Origin of the sequence: Streptomyces sp. NPDC051133, from assembly GCF_040682635.1 — a bacterium.
Taxonomy (GTDB): domain Bacteria; phylum Actinomycetota; class Actinomycetes; order Streptomycetales; family Streptomycetaceae; genus Streptomyces.
This window is the reverse complement of sequence record NZ_JBFBBK010000015.1, coordinates 87,480-105,885: the sequence shown is the minus strand read 5'-3', so window position 1 is coordinate 105,885 and position 18,406 is coordinate 87,480. Positions and strand designations below refer to the sequence as shown.

Here is an 18,406-nt window from a genome sequence, read left to right as displayed (position 1 = left end):
TGACGGAGCGGAAGGGGGTGGGGGACGTGCGGGCACTCAGGGGGCTGTGGCACTGGCGGCACAATCCGCTGCGCCGTGCCACCGACCTGACCGAGGCATGGGTGGCCCTGGTGGCGTTGGTGCTGATCGCCGTGGCCGCGCCCGTGACCGGCTGCCTGGTCGGTGCCGTCGCCCAGGACTCGCTGCAGCGCACCGCGCGGCAGCAGCAGCACACGCGTCACCTCGTGACGGCCACCGTGGTACGCGACCTGGGGGACGCCCCGCTGGAGACCGACCCCGACACCACCACCGCGCGGGAGGCGCACAGGCGGGTCCTCGCGGACTGGACCGCACCGGACGGCACCCAGCGGCACGGCCGGACCCTGACGGACCTCAAGTCCCCGCACACCGGTGACCACTTCGGACTCTGGACGGACCCGCACGGCCGAATAGCGACCCGCCCGCTGGACTCCGCCACGGCGACGACCCACGCGGTGCTCGCCGGGGTCGGCGCGGCCCTGCTGGCCGCGGGCTTGGTCGAGGGTCTGCGGCGGCTGGCCGTGTGGCGCATGGTCCGCCGCCGGTACGCACGCTGGGACCGGGCCTGGGACCGGGCGGGCCCGGACTGGGGCAAGGCGGGCACCAACAGCTGACGGCCTTCCGGCTCTGGTCGGACGACCGTGCACGTACACGCTACGGTGGACCGGCCGAAGCGCTTTCGGCGACGACCCGCGGGTGAGCGAACCGCCGGGGCGGCAGGCAGGTGTCGAGAGCACGGGCGTGCCCGGTCCGCGGACCGGTCCGGTCGGGGTCCCGGCGCCGCCGCCCCGATCGGGAGCGAGCCGACGTACGACGAGGTGGGGGCACAGCAACGCCATGGCACAGGGCACGGTCCAGGTGACGCACACCGGCACATCGCGGTGGCGGCGCCGCACGGGTGAGTACGCATCGCTCGCCGCCGCCCTGGAGGCCGCCGCCGACGGCGACGTCCTCACGGTCGCCCCCGGCACCTACCGGGAGAACCTCGTGGTCCAGCGGGCGGTGACGCTCCGCGGCCCCGAGGGCTCGCCGGGCTCGGTGCGGATCGCCCCCGTCGACGGGGTGCCGCTGACCGTGCGCGCCTCGGCCGTGGTGCAGGACGTGCACGTGGAGGGCCAGGACGCGGCGGCACCCGCACTGCTGGTCGAGGAGGGTACGCCCGAGCTGCTGGACGTGCGGATCGTCACCCGGTCCGCGTCCGGCATCGAAGTGCGCGGCGGCGCCCGTCCGACCGTGCGCCGCTGCACGGTCGACAACCCGGCCGGCATCGGCATCGCCGTACTGGACGGCGCGGGCGGGGTGTTCGAGGAGTGCGAGGTCGTCGCGGCGGGGCAGGCGGGCGTGGCCGTCCGCGGCGGCGCCCACCCGCGCCTGGAGCGCTGCCGCGTGCACCACGCCTCCGGGACCGGCCTGACCGCGACCGGGGAGAACTCCTCGCTGGAGGCCGTCGGTTGCGAGATCTACGAGGTCCGCGGCTCCGGAGTGCAGGTCACCCAGCGGGCCACCGCCCACCTGACCGACTGCGACGTGCACCGCACAACCGCCGACGGCGTCACGCTGGACACCGACGCGGTGCTCACGCTCGCCGACTGCCGCCTCCACGACATCCCCGAGAACGCGGTGGACCTGCGCTCCCGCTCGGTGCTCACCCTGACCCGCACGACTGTGCGTCAGTTCGGGCGCAACGGCCTGTCGGTGTGGGACCCGGGGACCCGGGTGGACGCCAACCAGTGCGAGATCTTCGACAGCACCGGCGACTACCCGGCGGTCTGGGTGAGCGACGGCGCCACCGCGGTGCTCGACTCCTGCCGGGTGCACGACGTGCCGGACGCGCTGTTCGTGCTGGACCGCGGCTCCCGCGCCGACGTCGTCGACAGCGACCTGACGCAGGTGCGCAACACGGCGGTCTCGGTGAGCGACGGGGCGACGGCGCAGCTGGACGACTGCCGGATCCGGGAGGCGGCGACCGGAGCCTGGTTCCGCGACCACGGCAGCGGCGGCACCCTCAACAACTGCACCCTGGACGGCACCCAGACCGGCGTGATCGTCACCAAGGGCGCCGACCCGACCATCGAGCGCTGCACGGTCGACTCCCCGGCGGAGGCCGGCTTCTACGTCTCCGCGGGCGGTCGCGGCAGCTTCCTGAACTGCCGGGTCAGCGGCAGCGGCGGCTACGGCTTCCATGTGATCGACGGCTGCCGTACGACGCTGCGCAAGTGCCGTACGGAGCGGTGCGCGCGCGGGGGCTACGAGTTCGCCGACGCGGGACCGGACGCCGGCTCCGGGAGCGGTCCGGTCGTGGAGGACTGCACCAGCGACGAGAGCGGCGGCCTGCGGCCGCCGGCGCCCCGCGAGACCGCCGTGCAGACCGTGGCGCACTCCCCCGGCCTGCTCGGGTCGATCCCCGGGCAGCGGACCACGGAGCAGGAGCCGCTGGTCACCGCCGCGGAGCCGGAGAAGCCGGTGCGGACCTCCAAGGACGTGCTCGGGGAACTCGACGCGCTGGTCGGCCTGGACAGCGTCAAGCGCGAGGTGCGGGCGCTGACCGACATGATCGAGGTGGGCCGGCGCCGGCAGCGGGCGGGCCTGAAGGCGGCCTCGGTCAAGCGGCATCTGGTCTTCACCGGCTCCCCCGGCACCGGCAAGACCACGGTCGCCCGGCTCTACGGGGAGATCCTCGCCTCGCTCGGCGTGCTGGAGAAGGGCCACCTGGTGGAGGTGTCCCGGGTCGACCTGGTCGGCGAGCACATCGGGTCCACGGCGATCCGCACCCAGGAGGCGTTCGAGAGGGCGCGCGGCGGGGTGCTGTTCATCGACGAGGCGTACGCGCTGTCCCCGGAGGACGCCGGGCGGGACTTCGGCAAGGAGGCCATCGACACGCTGGTGAAGCTGATGGAGGACCACCGGGACGCGGTGGTGGTGATCGTCGCCGGCTACACAGCGGAGATGGAGCGCTTCCTCTCCGTCAACCCCGGCGTCGCCTCCCGCTTCTCCCGCACCATCACCTTCGGCGACTACGGCCCCGACGAACTGCTGAGGATCGTGGAGCAGCAGGCCGACGAGCACGAGTACCGGCTGGCGCAGGGCGCGGCGGAGGCGCTGCTGAAGTACTTCACGGCGATCCCCAAGGGCCCGGCGTTCGGCAACGGCCGCACGGCCCGGCAGACCTTCGAGGCGATGGTCGAACGGCACGCGAGCCGTGTCGCCCAGCTCGAGGACCCCAGCACCGACGACCTGACACTGCTGTACGCGGAGGACCTGCCGGAGCTGCCCTGAGCCGCCGCCCGGCCGGTCCCCCGCGCGACGGGACGTGACCCGAGTGGCATGTGCGCGTCGGGTCAGGTGGTGGCGCAAGCGGTGCCGACCCGTGACAAGATGGGACGCCCGCGCACCGCCGGACGGACGGGAGATCCTGGTCGGAGCCGGTGCGCCGGGCGGGTCGGACGGTTTGCGGCGAAAGGACCGGAGCGTACGTGAGTGAGAATCAGAACCTCCTCGCGGAGCAGCGCCGCGCCCTGATCCTGGACGAGGTCCGGCGCCGGGGCGGTGTGCGGGTCAACGAGCTGACCCGCAAGCTCGGTGTGTCGGACATGACCGTCCGCCGCGATCTTGACGCCCTCGCCCGCCAGGGGGTCCTGGAGAAGGTGCACGGCGGCGCGGTCCCGGTGGTCGAGGCCAGCACCCACGAGCCCGGCTTCGAGGCGAAGTCGGGTCTGGAGCTGACGGCCAAGGAGGACATCGCGCGCACCGCCGCCCGGCTGGTCACCCCGGGCTCGGCGATCGCCCTCTCCGGCGGTACGACGACGTACGCGCTCGCGCAGCACCTGCTGGAGGTGCCCGACCTGACCGTGGTGACGAACTCGGTGCGGGTCGCCGACGTCTTCCACGCGGCGCAGCGCACCTCCGGGCAGCGGCAGGGCGCGGCCACGGTGGTGCTGACCGGCGGGGTGCGCACCCCGTCGGACTCGCTGGTGGGACCGGTGGCCGACCAGGCGATCGCGGCGCTCCACTTCGATCTGCTGTTCCTCGGTGTGCACGGCATATCGGTGGAGGCGGGGCTGTCCACGCCGAATCTGGCGGAGGCCGAGACGAACCGGCGGCTGGTGCACTCCGCGCGCCGGGTGGTGGTGGTCGCCGACCACACCAAGTGGGGCACGGTGGGCCTGAGTTCGTTCGCCGCGCTGGAGCAGGTGGACACCCTCGTCACCGACGCGGGACTGCCGGCCGAGGCCCGCGCGGAGATCTCGGAGCATCTGCCGCGGCTGATCGTGGCGGGCGAGCCGGACGAGGGCGACGGGGACGGCGGGGACGACGACATCTGACGGGGCGCCAGCTAGGGTGACGGTGCAACACCCGTTCCCCGCCAAGGGTCTCACGAGGGGGTTCGCACCATGGCTCATCGTCTGCGACCGGTCGGCCTCGACTTCGTCGAAGCCGCGCCGGTGCGGCTGGTCTTCGTACGGGAGGCGGCCGCGGCCCCCGACATGATCTTCCGCGCGCTCGCCGAGGACCTGACCGGCTGGTCGGAGTGGTTCCCGGGCGTGGCCTCGGTCCGGCCGTCCGGTGACGGCCGCGCGGTCCGGCTGCGCGGCGGCGTCCGCTTCGAGGAGTCGGTGATCGCCGCCGAGGCGCCGGACCTCTACGCCTACCGCGTCGATGCGACGAACATGCCGGGAGCCGGCGCCTGGGTCGAGGAGTGGCGCCTGTCCCCCGCCGGCACCGGAACCCGGGTCCAGATGACCTTCGCCCTCGACGGGGCGGCCCCGTTCCGCCTGATGTGGGCGGTCGCCCGCCCCGGCGTGGGCCGTTCCTTCCGCGAGGCGGTCGGGAAGCTGGACCGGCGCCTGGCCCGGGCCCACCGCTCGTGAGCCGGCCGCACCCGGCACCGGCGAGCGGACGATCCGACGCTCCGCGGGAAGCGGCTGGGACGGTTCCGCGCTCGGCCACGTGATCGCCGAGGTGTCCGCGGCCGCTGCCCTTCACCGTGCACCACGTGCCGGGAGTCCCGCACTCCTGCCACCGCCCGGCGGCCCCGGCGCGATCCGGGCGGCAGGTCCCGGCGTATCTCTCGGGCCGCCCCGGCCCGGAACGCTGCTCAGGCCGGGTCCGGCCACACGCCCGTCGCCAGCAGGGTCTCGATCGCCGTCGCGTACGGCATGATGTCGAGGCCCTGCTCCTCGAGCCAGGCGTCCGAGTAGTACTTGTCGAGGTACCGGTCTCCCGGGTCGCACAGCAGCGTGACGACGCTCCCCCGGCGGCCTTCGGCGACCATCTCAGAGACGATCTTCAGCGCGCTCCACAGGCCGGTACCGGTCGATCCGCCGGCCTTGCGCCCGATGGCCCGCTCCAGGGCGCGGACGGCGGCGACGCTCGCCGCGTCCGGGACTTTCATCATCCGGTCGATCGCGCCGGGCACGAAGCTCGGTTCCATGCGCGGCCGGCCGATGCCCTCGATCCGGGAGCCGCAGTCGCAGGTGACGTCCGGATCGCCGGTGGTCCAGCCCTCGAAGAAGCAGGAGTTCTCCGGGTCGGCCACACAGATCCGGGTGTCGTACTGCATGTAGTGGACGTACCGGGCGAGCGTCGCGGAGGTGCCGCCGGTGCCCGCCGTGGCCACGATCCAGGTGGGCTCCGGGAACCGCTCCAACTCCAGCTGGCGGAAGATGGATTCGGCGATGTTGTTGTTGCCCCGCCAGTCGGTGGCCCGCTCGGCGTAGGTGAACTGGTCCATGTAGTGGCCGCCGGTCTCCACCGCGAGGCGGGCGGACTCCTCGTACATCTTCCGAGAGTCGTCCACGAAGTGGCAGCGGCCGCCGTGGAACTCGATCAGACGGCACTTCTCGGCGCTCGTCGTGCGCGGCATGACCGCGATGAAGGGCACGCCGATCAGCTTGGCGAAGTAGGCCTCGGAGACGGCCGTCGAGCCGCTCGACGCCTCGATCACCGGGCGCCCCGGGCGGATCCAGCCATTGCAGAGACCGTAGAGGAACAGGGAGCGGGCGAGGCGGTGCTTGAGGCTGCCGGTGGGGTGGGTCGACTCGTCCTTCAGGTAGAGGTCGATGCCCCACGGCTCGGGGAGCGGGAAGCGCAGCAGGTGGGTGTCCGCCGATCGGTTCGCGTCGGCCTGCACCTTGCGCACGGCTTCTTTCAGCCAGTCGCGGTAGGCGGCGTCGCTCCGGTCGACGTCGAGGGTGGCGCCGGTCCGGGTCTGGGAGGTGGTGCTCACGGCGGGGCTCCTTACGCTGGGCGCCGACGACGTCTCGCGCGGCCGGCACATCGAGCATAGGCGCCTTTCACACCGCGTCCCACCTGCATAAACGTATCTTTCAGCCACCCAAAGACACCCTGGGACACAGGCGTGCGAGGCGCGCCGGGGGCGCATTGGCGCGAGTGCTCCGGTAGCCCGTCGCACGCGCCCCGGGCGTACTGGTGCTCCACGTCACATCGGGGCAGACTGCACGCGTGCCGGGACGGTCGTCCCGTACGGGGGCGCACACGGGAGCACGGGAACACGCGCGAGAGGGCGGCGAAGGATGGCGGAGCCGGAGTTCACGGCCACGGGCGTGCGGATCGGCAAGCGCATGCGTTCGCTCACCCGGGCCGGGCAGGTCCGGATCAACGACGGCAGGCTGGAGTTGCTCACCAGCTACGGCAGCGAGATCGACAGCGCGCCGGTGCAGGCGGTGCGCGCGTCCAAGCCCTGGTTCGCGTCGGAGGACCGGGCGTTGGCCGATCTGAACGGCAACCGGTACCTGCTGCGGCTGGGCGAGAACGACCCCGCGCCGGGCGAGCCGGGGCCGCCCGCGGCCCGGCGGTTCATCGAGGCCGTGCGGCGGGCGGCCGGGCGCGGCGGCTGACGGGCCCCGGTGTCATCGCACGGTGTTCGTGCGGGCGCGGCGAGTTGCGGGAGGGCATCCGCTGCGTCACGCTGGTCTCACGTCACTCTGGGTTTACCGGCGATAACGCTGCGAACCAGCCCGCCGGCCACGACAGCAGGCGGCCGCATGGACGGTGGCATCCTGCTGGATCCGTTGTTCTCCGTGTTCTTCCGGTCCTTTCCGGACCTCTACACCGGGGAGTCGCAGCCGTGATCAGTCACCCAAGCAGGCACTGCACGGTGGAGCTCCAAGCCCTGCCGTCGCGGATCGGCCAGGTCCGCAGAATCGTATCTGCGCAGTTGCGCTACTGGCATATGGACCCGTTGATAGACCGGGCCGCGCTCGGTGTGACGGAGCTGCTGAGCAACGTCCACCGGCACGCCAGGCCCGACAAGTCGTGCACCGTCGAGCTGGAGTTGCTGCAGGAACGGCTCACGGTCTCGGTGCGCGACCACGATCCGCGGCTTCCGGTGCTGGCCGACGGCGCGGACACGCCGGACGCCACCCCGCTGGCCACCTGTGGGCGGGGGCTGGCGATGGTCGCCGCGGTGAGCGAGAGCTGGGGTGCGCGACCGGACGGGGAGAACGGCAAGGTCGTGTGGTTCACGCTGCCCGCCCCGGCGGCGGTGCGCACCCAGGCGGCCCGCGCCCCGCGCCGTACGGCCGAGGTGCCGCCGGTCCCGGAGCCCACCCCCGCCAGGCCGGTGGCGCCCGTGCCCGCGGGGGCGCCGCTCGTGACCGCGGCGAGCGTGGCCGCCGGGACTTCCGTCACCGCCCCGGCACCCGTGGGCGCGGGAGTTCCGGCCGCGGCCCCGGCAACGGTGGCCGCCGGTGTTCCCGTCACCGCCCCGGCACCCGTGGGCGCGGGAGTTCCGGCCGCGGCCCCGGCAACGGTGGCCGCCGGTGTTCCCGTCACCACCGCGGCTGCCGCGACCGCCCTGACCGGCGCTCCCGCCGCGACGGCGAGGAAGGTTCCCGCCCGGTCGGCCGTCACCGGCTGACCGGGCGGTGCCCTCGCGCGACTCGACGGGCGGTACGGGCTCGCGTTGGGCGTTGTGCGTTCTGCGTTGTGCCTTGTGTCTTGGGCGTTCCCCCACGCGACAGGTCCACGCGGTCCGCCGCGAGCGTCCGCCGCGGCTGGGCCGTGATACGTCGGAGCCGGAGGGCCTGCCCCCCTGCGTCCGCCGCCGCATGACCCGCCCACCTGGGACGCCCCGCATGTTCCATCCGCGCAGTCCTCGTAGCCGGTTCCGGCCGTCACTCCGTCGCGATCGCCCGCAACACGTCCAGGCGGGCCGCCCTTCGCGCCGGGCGCAGGCCCGCGAGGGCGCCGGCCGTGAGGCCGACGAGGGCCACCACGGCGAGCCGCGCCGGCGGGAGCGCGAAGGCGAACTCGGTGTCGCTCGCGCCGTCGGACGCCTTCACCAGCACCCAGCCGAGGAAGGCGCCGAGACCGAGACCGCCCACCGTGCCGAAGGCGGCGACCAGGACGGACTCCCAGCGGACCATGGCCCGCAGCTGGGCGCGGGTCTGGCCGACGGCCCGGAGCAACCCCAGCTCCCTGGTGCGTTCGTGGAGGGCCAGGGTGAGCGTGTTGGCGATGCCGAGCAGCGCGATGACCACCGCGAGGGCGAGCAGCGCGTAGACGAGGGTGAGCATCATGTCGACCCCGGCCGCGGAGGATTGCGCGTACTCGTCGCGTGTCTGCACCTGGGGATTGCCGTACCGCGCGGCGACCTTCCGTACCGCCGCCGTGCCCGCGTCGGTGCCGACGCCGTGCTTGAACGTCACGGCGATCACGGTGTCGGAGTCCTGGGTGCGGTGCGGGGCCCAGGCGGACCGGGTGATGACGTAGTCACCGGCGAGTTCGGAGCGGCCGTAGACCGCACGGACGGTGAAGTTCGCGCTGCTTGCGTCGGTGAAGGTCAGCCGGGCGGTGTCACCGGTGCCCAGGTGCCGCCGGCCGGCCTCCGCACGAGAGATCGCGATGCCGTCGCCGCCGAGGTCGCGCAGCGAGCCGGTGACCGTGCCGAGGTCGAAGGTGCGGGCGAGCGCGGCCGGGTCGGTGACCGTCAACGCCCGGCCCTTGCCGTCCACTTCGGCGACTCCCCGGCCGAGTCCGACGGCGGTGTCCACCTCGGGCAGCCGTTGCAGGGCCGGTGCCAGCCGCGGGCTGACTCCGCTGCCGCCCGCGCCGAACGACGGGGTGCTGACGGCGACGTCGCCCGCGAAGGACCGGGACACCGTCCGGTCCATGGTGGCCTTCAGCGAGGCACCGAACACGGTGAACAGCGACACGACGGCCACCCCGATCATCAGCGCGCTCGCCGTGGCGGCGGTCCGCTTCGGACTGCGCAGGGCGTTGCGCCGGGCCAGTGCGCCGGTGACCCCGCGCAGCCGGTCCAGCGGGCCGCCGAGCAGGCGTACGGCCGTGGTGGCGGCGACCGGGCCGAGGACGACGAAGGCCGCGAGGGCGAGCAGGGCGCCGGCGCCCGCGAGCCACACGGACGGGGTGACGAGGACACCGGTGAGGGTGGCGGCGAGCGCCAGGGCGCCGAGGGCGCACCCGGCGGCCACACGGACGCGGGAGGCGCCCGAGCCGTCGACGGCCGTCTCGCGCAGGGCGGCCAGGGGCGCGGTACGTCCGGCGCGCAGGGCCGGCACGAGCGCGGAGCCCAGGCAGACCACGATCCCGACCGCGAGCGGCAGCGCCATCGACGGCGTCCTGATCACGAGGTCGCCGCCGGGAAAGGGGAATCCGACCGCGGGGAACAGCGCCTGGAGCCCGGCGGCGACCCCGATGCCGCCCGCGAGTCCGGTGAGGGACGCGGTGAGCGCGACCAGGCAGGCCTCGGCGAGGGCGGAGGCGGTGACCTGGCGGCGGGCCGGTCGTCCAGCGCGCCCAGCTCGGTGTCGCCGATCCAGGCGGCGCCCGAGGTGAGCGTGTCGAGGCCGGCCGCGCAGTGCATGAGGGTGGACTTGCCCGAGCCCGAGGGGCCCATGATCGCCGTGAAGCGTCCGGCGGGAAAGGCCACGTCGACGCCGTCCAGGGCGCGGACGGCGGTGTCGCCGGAGCCGTACACCTTCACCGCGCCCACCACGCGGGCCGCGGCCCGCGTGGCCGTCGTCGTCATGCCGCACCGCCCTTGCCGGCGCGGCCGAACTGCTCCTCCAGGACGGACAGGCGGCGCCAGTACTCGTCCTCGTCGATCTCCCCGGAGGCGAAGCGGCGGCCGAGGACGGCGAGCGGCGAGTCGCCCGCCGGGCGCGCCGCGTCCAGCGGCCGCCAGGGGCCCCCGCCGCGCCCGCGCCATGCGGTGCGGCGCAGGAAGGTGACGGCGCCGATCACGACGGCCGCCCAGATCAGCGGGAAGAACAGGATCCACGGTCCGGGTCCCCCGTTCCAGGTCGCCAGGGTCTGCATCTCGGGTCAACTCCTCGTCGGCTGCGGTCTTCCGGTGCTGTCCCGAGACTCCCTCCGGCAGGGGGCCCGGCGCGTCGTGCGGGCGGCGGCCGTACGCGTACCTCCCGGGGAGTACGAGAACGGCACGCGGCTGCTCCCGAAGCGCTGACGAATGTAACTACTAGTATGTACAGTAGGCACATGAGCACCTCGGAACGCCTGATCGAGTCCACCCGTGAGCTGCTGTGGGAGCGGGGGTACGTGGGGACCAGCCCCAAGGCGATCCTGGAGCGCGCGGGCGCGGGCCAGGGCAGCATGTACCACCACTTCACGGGCAAGCCGGACCTCGCCCTCGCGGCGATCCGGCGCACCGCCGAGGAGCTGCGCGCCACCGCCGAACGCGTCCTCGGCGGTCCGGGCACGCCGTACGAGCGGATCGAGGCGTATCTGCTGCGCGAGCGTGACGTGCTGCGCGGCTGCCCGGTCGGCCGGCTGACCATGGATCCGGACGTGATCGCCAGCGACGAGCTGCGCGCGCCGGTGGACGAGACGATCGCGTGCATCCGGGAGCGGATCGCCGCGCTCGTCGACGAGGGCAAGCGACAGGGGCAGTTCGCGCCGGAACTGGACGGCGAGGAGGTCGGCGCGGCCGTGCTCGCCACGGTCCAGGGCGGCTACGTCCTCGCCCGTGCCTCCGGCTCCCCCGCGGCCTTCGACGCCGGGGTCCGCGGCCTGCTCTCCCTGCTCGCACCCCGTACTTCCGGACAGGAGGACTGAGGCACGTGCGCGTGGCGGTCGTCGAGGCCGCCGCGGACGGCACGACGAGCGAGCGGCACGCGCACATGCACGACCACCCCGCCTGAGAAGGGAACCGGGACATGCACGCCATGCAGTAGGAGTTCACCCTGCCCGCGGACTACGACATGGAGGTCATCCGCTCACGTGTCGCCCGCGTCGGGCATCTGCTGGACGACTGGGAGGGCCTCGGCGTCAAGACGTACGTGCTGCGCGAGCGCGGGGTGCACGGCTCCCCCGTGAACCAGTACGGGCCGTTCTACCTGTGGAACACCGTGGAGGGCATGAACAGGTTCCTGTGGGGAGGCGCCTTCCAGGGGCCTGTCGACGACTTCGGGCGACCGGCGGTCCGGCAGTGGACGGGCCTGGCGTTCGAGGAGGGCGCCGCGACCGGGTCCGTGCCCGCGTTCGCCCTGCGTCGGCGTCATGTCGTCCCAGCGGGAGTGGAGTTGGCGGCGTTCATGGCGGACGCGGCGGCCGAGACGGCGCGGCTGGCCGCGCAGGACGGTGCGGTCCTGGCGGCGGCGGCCGTGGACACGCGCGCGTGGGAGGTCGTGCACTTCTCCCTCTGGGAGCACGCCACGCCCAAGGCCGACGGTGACCTCTTCCAGGTGCTGCACCTGTCCGCCCCCGGCCGGGACCGGCTCCCGCGCGGACGACAGTGGTGAGCCGCGTCCGTACCGTCCTCGGTGACGTCCGGCCCGGGGAACTGGGCGTGTGCGACGCGCACGACCATCTCTTCCTGCGCAGTCCGCAGTTGCCCGGCCAGGAGCTGGACGACGTCTCCGCGGCACGGGCCGAGCTGGCCGCCTTCCGCGCAGCGGGCGGCGCGGCCGTCGTGCAGTGGACCCCGTACGGCATGGGGCGGCGGGCGGCGGACCTGCCGGCGCTGTCCCGGGCCACCGGCGTGCGGCTGGTCTGCGCCACGGGACTGCACCAGGCCGCGCACTACCCGGCGGAGACCCTTCAGGGGTTGCGCGGCCGGCTGGCCGAGGTGTTCGTCTCGGAGCTGACCGAGGGAATCGGGACCACGGGTGTACGGGCCGGTCTGATCAAGGTGGCGGGCGGCTTCCACGCGCTCGACGCGCACGCCCGCTGGACCATGGCGGCGGCGGCCGAGGCCCATCACGCCACCGGTGCGCCCATCGCCGTCCACCTGGAGCTGGGCACCGGCGCGCCGGACGTACTCGACCTGCTGTGCGGCGAGTTGGGGGTGCCGGGGGACCGGGTCGTCCTGGGCCATCTGAACCGTTTCCCCGATCCGGTGGTGCAGCGGCAGGCCGCCGAGTCGGGCTGCTGGCTGGCGTTCGACGGGCCGTCCCGCGCCCATCACGCCACGGACTGGCGGATGCCCGAGGCGCTACGGGCCCTGGCGGACGCCGGGTTCGCGGACCGGCTGCTGCTCGGCGGGGACACGGTGGTCGCCGGGGCCCGTTCGGTCGACGGCGGCCCGGGCATGCCGTATCTGCTGCGCCGGATGGGGCCGCGGCTGGCGCAGGCGCTGGGCGCGCCGCTGGTCGACCGCATCCTGCGGGTCCATCCGGGGCGGGCGTTCGCGGTCGACTGGAAGTGAACGGGCGGTGGCCCGATCCTGCGGTTCCGTGGCCTTCGCGGCCGTTGGCACCCCCGGCGGCCCGCCGCAGGATGGGAGGTGACGGCCGCCCGCCCCACCCCGAGGAGACGACACCGCCATGGCCCTGGAGATGCGCGACCGCTGCGAGCGCTGTACGGCCGCCCCCTTGCCGGCCGACGGCCCCGCCCGCATCTGCTCCTACGAGTGCACCTTCTGCGAGGCGTGCGGCGAGGCCCTGGGGCAGGTCTGCTCCAACTGCGGCGGCGAACTGGCCGCTCGTCCCCGCCGGCCGGCCCGGGCTGCCTGACCGCGCGTCCGGCACCACCGGCCCCCCTGCGCACACGGGAGCCGGCCCGGCAGGTTCTCGTAGGCCGCGACACGGATCCAGTCGGCGTTCGGCGGCTGGGGCATCGACGGGACGCCGTTCGGCCCGGGCGAGGTTCGCCGGGGGCTCCTCTGCGGGGTCGGTCCCGACGGCCACTGGCGCGGATGTTTCGACGTCCGGGTCCGCCCCGACGCGCCGCGCCGGCTGGGCCTCCGTCCCGACCGGCCGACCGCGAGGGCCGACGGACCGTCCCCGCCCGGGTGGTGGCATGCCGCCGCCGAGCGCGGCGCCCGCCGGTCGCGGGGCGGGAACCGCTGAGACCGGTGGGCGCGCGAGGCGCGGATCAGGCGGTGGGGGCGGGGGTGCGGAAGTAGTGCCCCTCGTCCAGGTCGGCGAGGAGGCCGGGGTGGACCGGCTCCCAGCCGACGAGCTCACGGGTCAGGTCGCTCGACACCCGCGCGTCCATTCCCAGGAAGCCCGCCAGGAAGCCGAAGTGCCCTGCCGCGGCCTCGGGCGCGACGGAGGTCACCGGGACGCCGAGGTGCCGGCCGATCACCTCCGCGATGTCGCGGATGCGGACGCCGTCCTCGGCGACACCGTGCAGCACCGATCCCGCGGGGGCCTTCTCGACCGCGAGACGGAACAGGCGTGCGGCGTCCAGGCGGTGGACGGCCGGCCAGTGGTTGGTGCCGTCACCGAGGTAACCGGAGACGCCCTTGGCGCGGGCGGTGGCCACCAGGGTCGCCATGAAGCCGTTGTCCCCGTCGCCGTGGCAGGTCGGGGAGAGCCGCACCACGGACGAGCGCACGCCACGGGAGGCGAGTGCGAGGACCGCCTGCGCGGTGGCGGAGCGGATCGAGACGGGAGAGCCGTCGACCGTGGGCATGTCCCGCTCGGTCGCCCGCCGCCCGGGCGCGAGCCCGGCCACGCCGGAGGCGAGGAGGAACGGCCGGCCGGTGCCGGCGAGCGCCTCGCCGAGGGTGTCGACACAACGCCGGTCGGCCTCCGCGGCGCCCTGGAAGTCGCCCGAGAAGGCGACGTCGTGCTTGAAGGCGAGGTGGACCACACCGTCCGACGCGGCGGCCGCGTCCCGCAGGGTGTCGAGGTCGTCGACGGTGCCGCGGACGACCTCCGCTCCGGCCTCGGTGAGCGCGGCGGCGGAGGCGTCCGAGCGGGCGAGTCCGAGGACCTCATGGCCCGCGTCGATCAGTTCGGGCACGAGTGCGGAGCCGATCCAGCCGGACGCGCCGGTCACGAAGATGCGCATGGGAGCACTCCAGACGTTGATGTCAGTAACTGTCATCGACGCTACACCCTGATGTCAGCTCCTGTCATCACGTAGGATCGGCGCATGGGTAGATGGGAGCCGAACGCGCGCGAGCGCCTGGCGGAGGCGGCGTTGGAGCTGTACAGCGAGCGCGGGTTCGAGCAGACCACCGTGGCCGAGATCGCCAAGCGGGCCGGGCTCACGGAGCGCACGTTCTTCCGGCACTACGCCGACAAGCGCGAGGTGCTGTTCGCGGGCGCGGGCGAGCTGGAGGAACTGTTCGTGCGGGCGGTCGCCGGCGCCCCGGAGTCCGCCGCGCCGATCGAGGCGGTCGCGGTGGGCCTCGACGCGCTCTCGGAGGTGTTCGTCGACCGGCGCGCACACTCGCGGAACCGTCAGGCGGTGATCGTGGCGAACGCGGAGCTGCGGGAGCGCGAGCTGATCAAGCTCGCCTCGATGTCGGCCGCGCTCGCCGACACCCTGCGCCGGCGCGGGGTCACGGAGCCGGCCGCGAGCCTGACCGCGGAGGCGGGGATGGCCGTTTTCAAGGTCGGCTTCGAACGCTGGATCACGGACTCCGAGGAGCGTTCGATGGCGCAGGTGATGCGGGAGTCACTGGAGCAGCTCAGGGCGGTGACCGCGGCCGGCTGAGGGCCGCCGCCGGAAACCGGGCGGCCTCGGCGACGACCGGTTCGCCGAGGGCGCGGGGCCGTGCGGCCCCGGTGAGCGGCCCGGCGGCCGTCCCCGCGACCGGCCCGCCGGCAGCCACAGTGACCGGCCCGGCGACGGCTCCCACAACTGGCTCACCGGCAGCCCCCGCGACCGGCCCGGCGGCGGGCTCGGTCCAGGGGCGGCGGCGGGGCTCGGTCCAGGAGCAGCGGCGGGGCTCGGTCCAGGAGCAGCGGCGGGCTCGGTTCAGGGGCGGCGGCGGGGTTACGTACCCGTCGGGTGGGCCGTCACTGCAGCGCCCCGAGCGGGTCGTCCAGCACCGGCTGCCAGGCGAGTTCGGCCGCGCCGACGAGGCTGTTGTGGTCCAGCGTGCACGCCAGGATCGGCACGCCGCCGCTCTGGCCCCACAGGCTGCGGTCGGCGACGACCGCGCGCAGCCGTCCGGGGTCGGCGTCCAGCAGGGTGCGGTGCAGTCCGCCGAGGATGATCCGGTCCGGGTTGAGGATGTTGACCAGGCCGGCGAGGCCGAGGCCCAGGCGGTCGATCAGCGCCTCCGCCGCCATGCGGACGGCGGGGTCGCCGTACTGGTCGCGCAGCAGGTCGTTGGCCTGCTGGAGCAGGGACACCTCGGGTCCCGGCTCGCGGCCCGCCTCCACCAGCAGGGCCAGCGGGTCCGCCTCGACGTCCAGACAGCCCCGGCTGCCGCAGTGACAGGGGCGGCCCTCGGGGTTGACCGTGAGATGGCCGACCTCCAGGGCCAGACCCGAACTGCCGGTGTGCAGACGGCCGTCGATGACCAGAGCGCCACCGACACCCCGGTGCCCGGTGGCCACGCACAGCAGGTCCCGGGCGCCCCGGCCGGCGCCGTGCCGGTGCTCGGCGAGCGCGGCGAGGTTCACGTCGTTGGCCGCGAACGCGGGCCCGGTGATGCCGGCGGCACGCACGCACTCCGCGAAGATCCGCCGGACGGGGGCGCCGACGGGCCAGGCCAGGTGCAGGGGGTTGAGGGCGAGGCCGTCGGGTTCGGCGACGGCCGAGGGGACGGCGAGCCCGGCGCCGACACAGCGGCGGCCGGTGGTGCGCAGGAGTTCGGCGCCCGCCTCGACGACCGAGCCGAGGACCTTCGCCGGGTCGGCGTCTACGGTCTCGCAGCCCGGCGCGGTCGCCACGATCCGCCCGCCGAGCCCGACCAGGGCGGCCCGGAAGCCGTCGGCGTGCACCTGCGCCGCCAGGACCACCGGACCGTCCTCCGCGACCTCCAGCCGGTGCGAGGGCCGGCCCTGGGCACCGGCCGGCGCGCTCGGTCGGGCGTCCACCCGGATCAGGCCCAGCGCCTCCAGCTCGGCGGCCACCGCACCGGCCGTAGCCCGGGTGACGCCGAGTTCGGCGGTGAGCACGGCCCGGGTCGGCGCCCGTCCGGTGTGCACCAGCTCCAGCGCGGGTCCGAGCGCCCCGCGCCCGCGATCCAGCCGCGCCCTCGAGGTGGTCCTCTCCCCCGCTGTCCGGGGGTCCGCCTTGCCGCTCATGAGGGCGAGTCTCCCATGATCCGCAACCGTCGTGGCCTGCGCCGCCTGCTACAGGCCGCTGACGCGCAGGGTGATGTTGAGCCGTCCGGCCAGGCCCAGCCGGGCCGGTGCCGTGCCCGGGTGCACGCGCGGCACGCCGTGGAAGGCGAGCCGGGACGGCCCGCCGAAGACGAACAGGTCCCCGCTGCGCAACTCCACGTCGGTGTACGGCCTGGTCCGGGTCTCGGTGTTGCCGAAGCGGAACACGCAGGTGTCGCCGAGGCTGAGCGAGACCACCGGTGCGTCCGCGTGCTCGTCGCTGTCGCGGTGCATGCCCATACGGGCGTCGCCGTCGTAGAAGTTGATCAGCGCGATGTCGTACGCCGCGGCCGGCACCGCCGCCGGGCCGAGGGCGTCGGCCACCGCGCGGCGGCCCAGCTCGTCGAGCCAGTCCGGGAACGGCTTCACGGGCGCCCCGTCGCCGTCGACGGCCGTGCGTGCGTAGCCGTACGGGTACCAGTGCCGGCCCAGACAGACCTGACGGGCCGTCATGGTGCCGCCGCCCGGGGTGCGGACCGTGCGCAGCCCGGCCGGGGGCCGCGCCCACTCCCGGCACGCGGTGAGCAGGCGGCGCTGGCGGTCGGCGTCCAGCCAGTCCGGGACGTGCACGGCGCCCGGCGCGACCTGGGCGCGCTCCCGGGGAAACAGCTCCGCGTCCATGTGCCCCATCCTGCCGTACCGTCTCTGATCTGCGGCTCGGCTAGCCTGGACGCACGATGAGCGACCGTATGACGACACCGTGGGGCGAGGTCGAGCTGGCCCGCTTCCCCGAGGACCCGCGCGACCGGCTGCGTGCCTGGGACGCGTCCGACGCGTACCTGCTGCGCCATCTGGCCGAGGAGGAGGTGCCGCTCACGGGGACGGTCGTCGTGGTCGGGGACCGCTGGGGCGCGCTGGTCACGGCGCTGGCGGAGCGCGGGCCGACGCAGATCACGGACTCCTTCCTGAGCCAGGAGGCGAGCCGGGCGAACCTGGCGCGGGCCGGGGTCGAGCCGGGTGCCGTGCGGCTGCTGACCACCCAGGACCCGCCGCCGGAGCGGGTGGACGTGCTGCTGGTGCGGGTGCCGAAGAGTCTGGCGCTGCTGGAGGACCAGCTGCTGCGGCTCGCGCCCGCCGTGCACGCGGGCACGGTGGTCGTCGGCACCGGGATGGTCAAGGAGATCCACACCTCCACGCTGGAGCTGTTCGAGCGGATCCTCGGACCGACCCGGACCTCGCTCGCGCGGCAGAAGGCCCGGCTGATCTTCTGCACCCCGGACCCTTCGCTGGAGCGGCCGGCGAATCCATGGCCGTACAGCTACGCACTGCCGGACGGCATCGGCGCGGTGTCGGGGCGCACGGTCGTCAATCACGCGGGCGTCTTCTGCGCCGACCGCCTCGACATCGGCACCCGCTTCTTCCTGGACCACCTGCCCGGACCGGGGGCGGGCCGTGTGGTGGACCTCGGCTGCGGCAACGGCGTCGTCGGTACGGCGGTGGCGCTGGCCGATCCGGCGGCCGAGGTGCTGTTCGTGGACGAGTCGTTCCAGGCGGTGGCCTCGGCGGAGGCGACGTACAAGGCCAACGGGGTGCCGGGGCACGCGGAGTTCCGGGTCGGGGACGGGCTGGCCGGGGTGGCCCCCGGGAGCGTCGACGTGGTGTTGAACAACCCGCCGTTCCACTCCCACCAGGCGACCACGGACGCGACGGCGTGGCGCATGTTCACCGGGGCGAAGCGCGCGCTGCGCCCGGGCGGCGAGCTGTGGGTGATCGGCAACCGGCACCTGGGCTACCACGTGAAGCTGAGGCGCCTGTTCGGCAACAGCGAACTGATCGCCAGCGACCCGAAGTTCGTGGTCCTGAGGTCCGTCAAGAAGGGCTGAGGGCCCGGGAGAGGCCGGGGGCGGGAGCCGTCCGGCGACTGACAGAGGCGA

General features: G+C 74.3%; 16 protein-coding genes and 3 pseudogenes. 12 read left to right on the top strand and 7 right to left on the bottom strand.

All coding sequences use genetic code 11. The features are described from left to right. The first annotated feature begins 26 nt into the window (after positions 1 to 26). The 4 genes from AB0N17_RS17680 (at position 27) to AB0N17_RS17665 (ending at position 4,886) form a co-directional block, all read left to right on the top strand. Positions 27 to 632 (top strand): hypothetical protein, encoded by a 606-nt coding sequence (locus tag AB0N17_RS17680; RefSeq protein ID WP_366012291.1) that lies wholly within the window; start codon positions 27 to 29, stop codon positions 630 to 632. A gap of 223 nt (positions 633 to 855) precedes the next feature. Then, positions 856 to 3,294 carry a right-handed parallel beta-helix repeat-containing protein gene (locus tag AB0N17_RS17675; protein ID WP_366012221.1) on the top strand — a complete coding sequence of 813 codons (2,439 nt, stop codon included), beginning with the start codon at positions 856 to 858 and terminating at the stop codon, positions 3,292 to 3,294. Positions 3,295 to 3,491: 197 nt separating this feature from the next. After that, a complete protein-coding gene (locus AB0N17_RS17670; RefSeq protein WP_366012220.1) occupies positions 3,492 to 4,340 on the top strand; it encodes a DeoR/GlpR family DNA-binding transcription regulator in 849 nt (282 codons plus the stop codon). A gap of 69 nt (positions 4,341 to 4,409) precedes the next feature. After that, positions 4,410 to 4,886 (top strand): SRPBCC family protein, encoded by a 477-nt coding sequence (locus AB0N17_RS17665; protein ID WP_366012219.1) that lies wholly within the window; start codon positions 4,410 to 4,412, stop codon positions 4,884 to 4,886. Positions 4,887 to 5,113: 227 nt separating this feature from the next. Here the strand turns inward: AB0N17_RS17665 and AB0N17_RS17660 are convergent, their stop codons facing one another. After that, positions 5,114 to 6,244, bottom strand: coding sequence for a PLP-dependent cysteine synthase family protein (locus AB0N17_RS17660; RefSeq protein WP_366012218.1), 1,131 nt, complete (start codon positions 6,242 to 6,244; stop codon positions 5,114 to 5,116). A gap of 307 nt (positions 6,245 to 6,551) precedes the next feature. Between AB0N17_RS17660 and AB0N17_RS17655 the strand changes: the two genes are divergently transcribed. Together AB0N17_RS17655 and AB0N17_RS17650 are read left to right on the top strand one after the other, a co-directional pair. After that, complete coding sequence (locus AB0N17_RS17655) at positions 6,552 to 6,875, top strand: hypothetical protein (protein WP_366012217.1); 324 nt, start codon at positions 6,552 to 6,554, stop codon at positions 6,873 to 6,875. Between the two features lie 230 nt (positions 6,876 to 7,105). Further along, a pseudogene (locus tag AB0N17_RS17650) lies at positions 7,106 to 7,522 on the top strand (ATP-binding protein); the annotation flags it as partial. Between the two features lie 631 nt (positions 7,523 to 8,153). Here the strand turns inward: AB0N17_RS17650 and AB0N17_RS17645 are convergent. The 3 genes and pseudogenes from AB0N17_RS17645 to AB0N17_RS17635 form a co-directional block, all read right to left on the bottom strand. After that, a pseudogene (locus tag AB0N17_RS17645) lies at positions 8,154 to 9,782 on the bottom strand (ABC transporter permease); the annotation flags it as partial. Next, positions 9,782 to 10,030: pseudogene (locus AB0N17_RS17640) on the bottom strand (ATP-binding cassette domain-containing protein); the annotation flags it as partial. The pseudogenes AB0N17_RS17645 and AB0N17_RS17640, both read right to left, overlap by 1 nt. Then, positions 10,027 to 10,320 carry an SHOCT domain-containing protein gene (locus AB0N17_RS17635; protein ID WP_366012216.1) on the bottom strand — a complete coding sequence of 98 codons (294 nt, stop codon included), beginning with the start codon at positions 10,318 to 10,320 and terminating at the stop codon, positions 10,027 to 10,029. The gene AB0N17_RS17635 and the pseudogene AB0N17_RS17640, both read right to left, overlap by 4 nt. A gap of 180 nt (positions 10,321 to 10,500) precedes the next feature. Here AB0N17_RS17635 and AB0N17_RS17630 point away from each other — a divergent pair, with 180 nt between their 5' ends. The 4 genes from AB0N17_RS17630 (at position 10,501) to AB0N17_RS17615 (ending at position 12,974) form a co-directional block, all read left to right on the top strand. Then, positions 10,501 to 11,076, top strand: coding sequence for a TetR/AcrR family transcriptional regulator (locus AB0N17_RS17630; protein WP_366012215.1), 576 nt, complete (start codon positions 10,501 to 10,503; stop codon positions 11,074 to 11,076). A gap of 128 nt (positions 11,077 to 11,204) precedes the next feature. Beyond that, positions 11,205 to 11,762 (top strand): DUF4865 family protein, encoded by a 558-nt coding sequence (locus tag AB0N17_RS17625; RefSeq protein ID WP_366012290.1) that lies wholly within the window; start codon positions 11,205 to 11,207, stop codon positions 11,760 to 11,762. After that, entirely contained in the window at positions 11,759 to 12,667 is a 909-nt protein-coding gene (locus tag AB0N17_RS17620; protein ID WP_366012214.1) for a phosphotriesterase, read from the top strand. The genes AB0N17_RS17625 and AB0N17_RS17620 overlap by 4 nt, the downstream gene beginning before the upstream one ends. 118 nt (positions 12,668 to 12,785) lie before the next feature. Beyond that, on the top strand, positions 12,786 to 12,974 hold the full coding sequence (locus AB0N17_RS17615) for a DUF1272 domain-containing protein (RefSeq protein ID WP_366012213.1): 189 nt from the start codon (positions 12,786 to 12,788) through the stop codon (positions 12,972 to 12,974). 361 nt (positions 12,975 to 13,335) lie between these two features. On the opposite strand, the gene AB0N17_RS17610 is transcribed toward AB0N17_RS17615, so the two are convergent. Further along, on the bottom strand, positions 13,336 to 14,259 hold the full coding sequence (locus AB0N17_RS17610) for an SDR family oxidoreductase (protein WP_366012212.1): 924 nt from the start codon (positions 14,257 to 14,259) through the stop codon (positions 13,336 to 13,338). A gap of 84 nt (positions 14,260 to 14,343) precedes the next feature. Between AB0N17_RS17610 and AB0N17_RS17605 the strand changes: the two genes are divergently transcribed. After that, positions 14,344 to 14,910 carry a TetR family transcriptional regulator gene (locus AB0N17_RS17605; protein WP_366012211.1) on the top strand — a complete coding sequence of 189 codons (567 nt, stop codon included), beginning with the start codon at positions 14,344 to 14,346 and terminating at the stop codon, positions 14,908 to 14,910. Positions 14,911 to 15,215: 305 nt separating this feature from the next. On the opposite strand, the gene AB0N17_RS17600 is transcribed toward AB0N17_RS17605, so the two are convergent. Next, positions 15,216 to 16,454: an ROK family protein gene (locus tag AB0N17_RS17600; RefSeq protein WP_366012210.1), complete on the bottom strand. Its 1,239-nt coding sequence runs from the start codon at positions 16,452 to 16,454 to the stop codon at positions 15,216 to 15,218. A 48-nt stretch (positions 16,455 to 16,502) separates the two neighbouring features. Beyond that, complete coding sequence (locus tag AB0N17_RS17595) at positions 16,503 to 17,153, bottom strand: alpha-ketoglutarate-dependent dioxygenase AlkB (protein ID WP_366012209.1); 651 nt, start codon at positions 17,151 to 17,153, stop codon at positions 16,503 to 16,505. Positions 17,154 to 17,221: 68 nt separating this feature from the next. Between AB0N17_RS17595 and AB0N17_RS17590 the strand changes: the two genes are divergently transcribed. Further along, positions 17,222 to 18,355, top strand: a complete 1,134-nt coding sequence (locus AB0N17_RS17590; protein WP_366012289.1) for a methyltransferase — start codon at positions 17,222 to 17,224, stop codon at positions 18,353 to 18,355. Positions 18,356 to 18,406 lie beyond the last annotated feature (51 nt).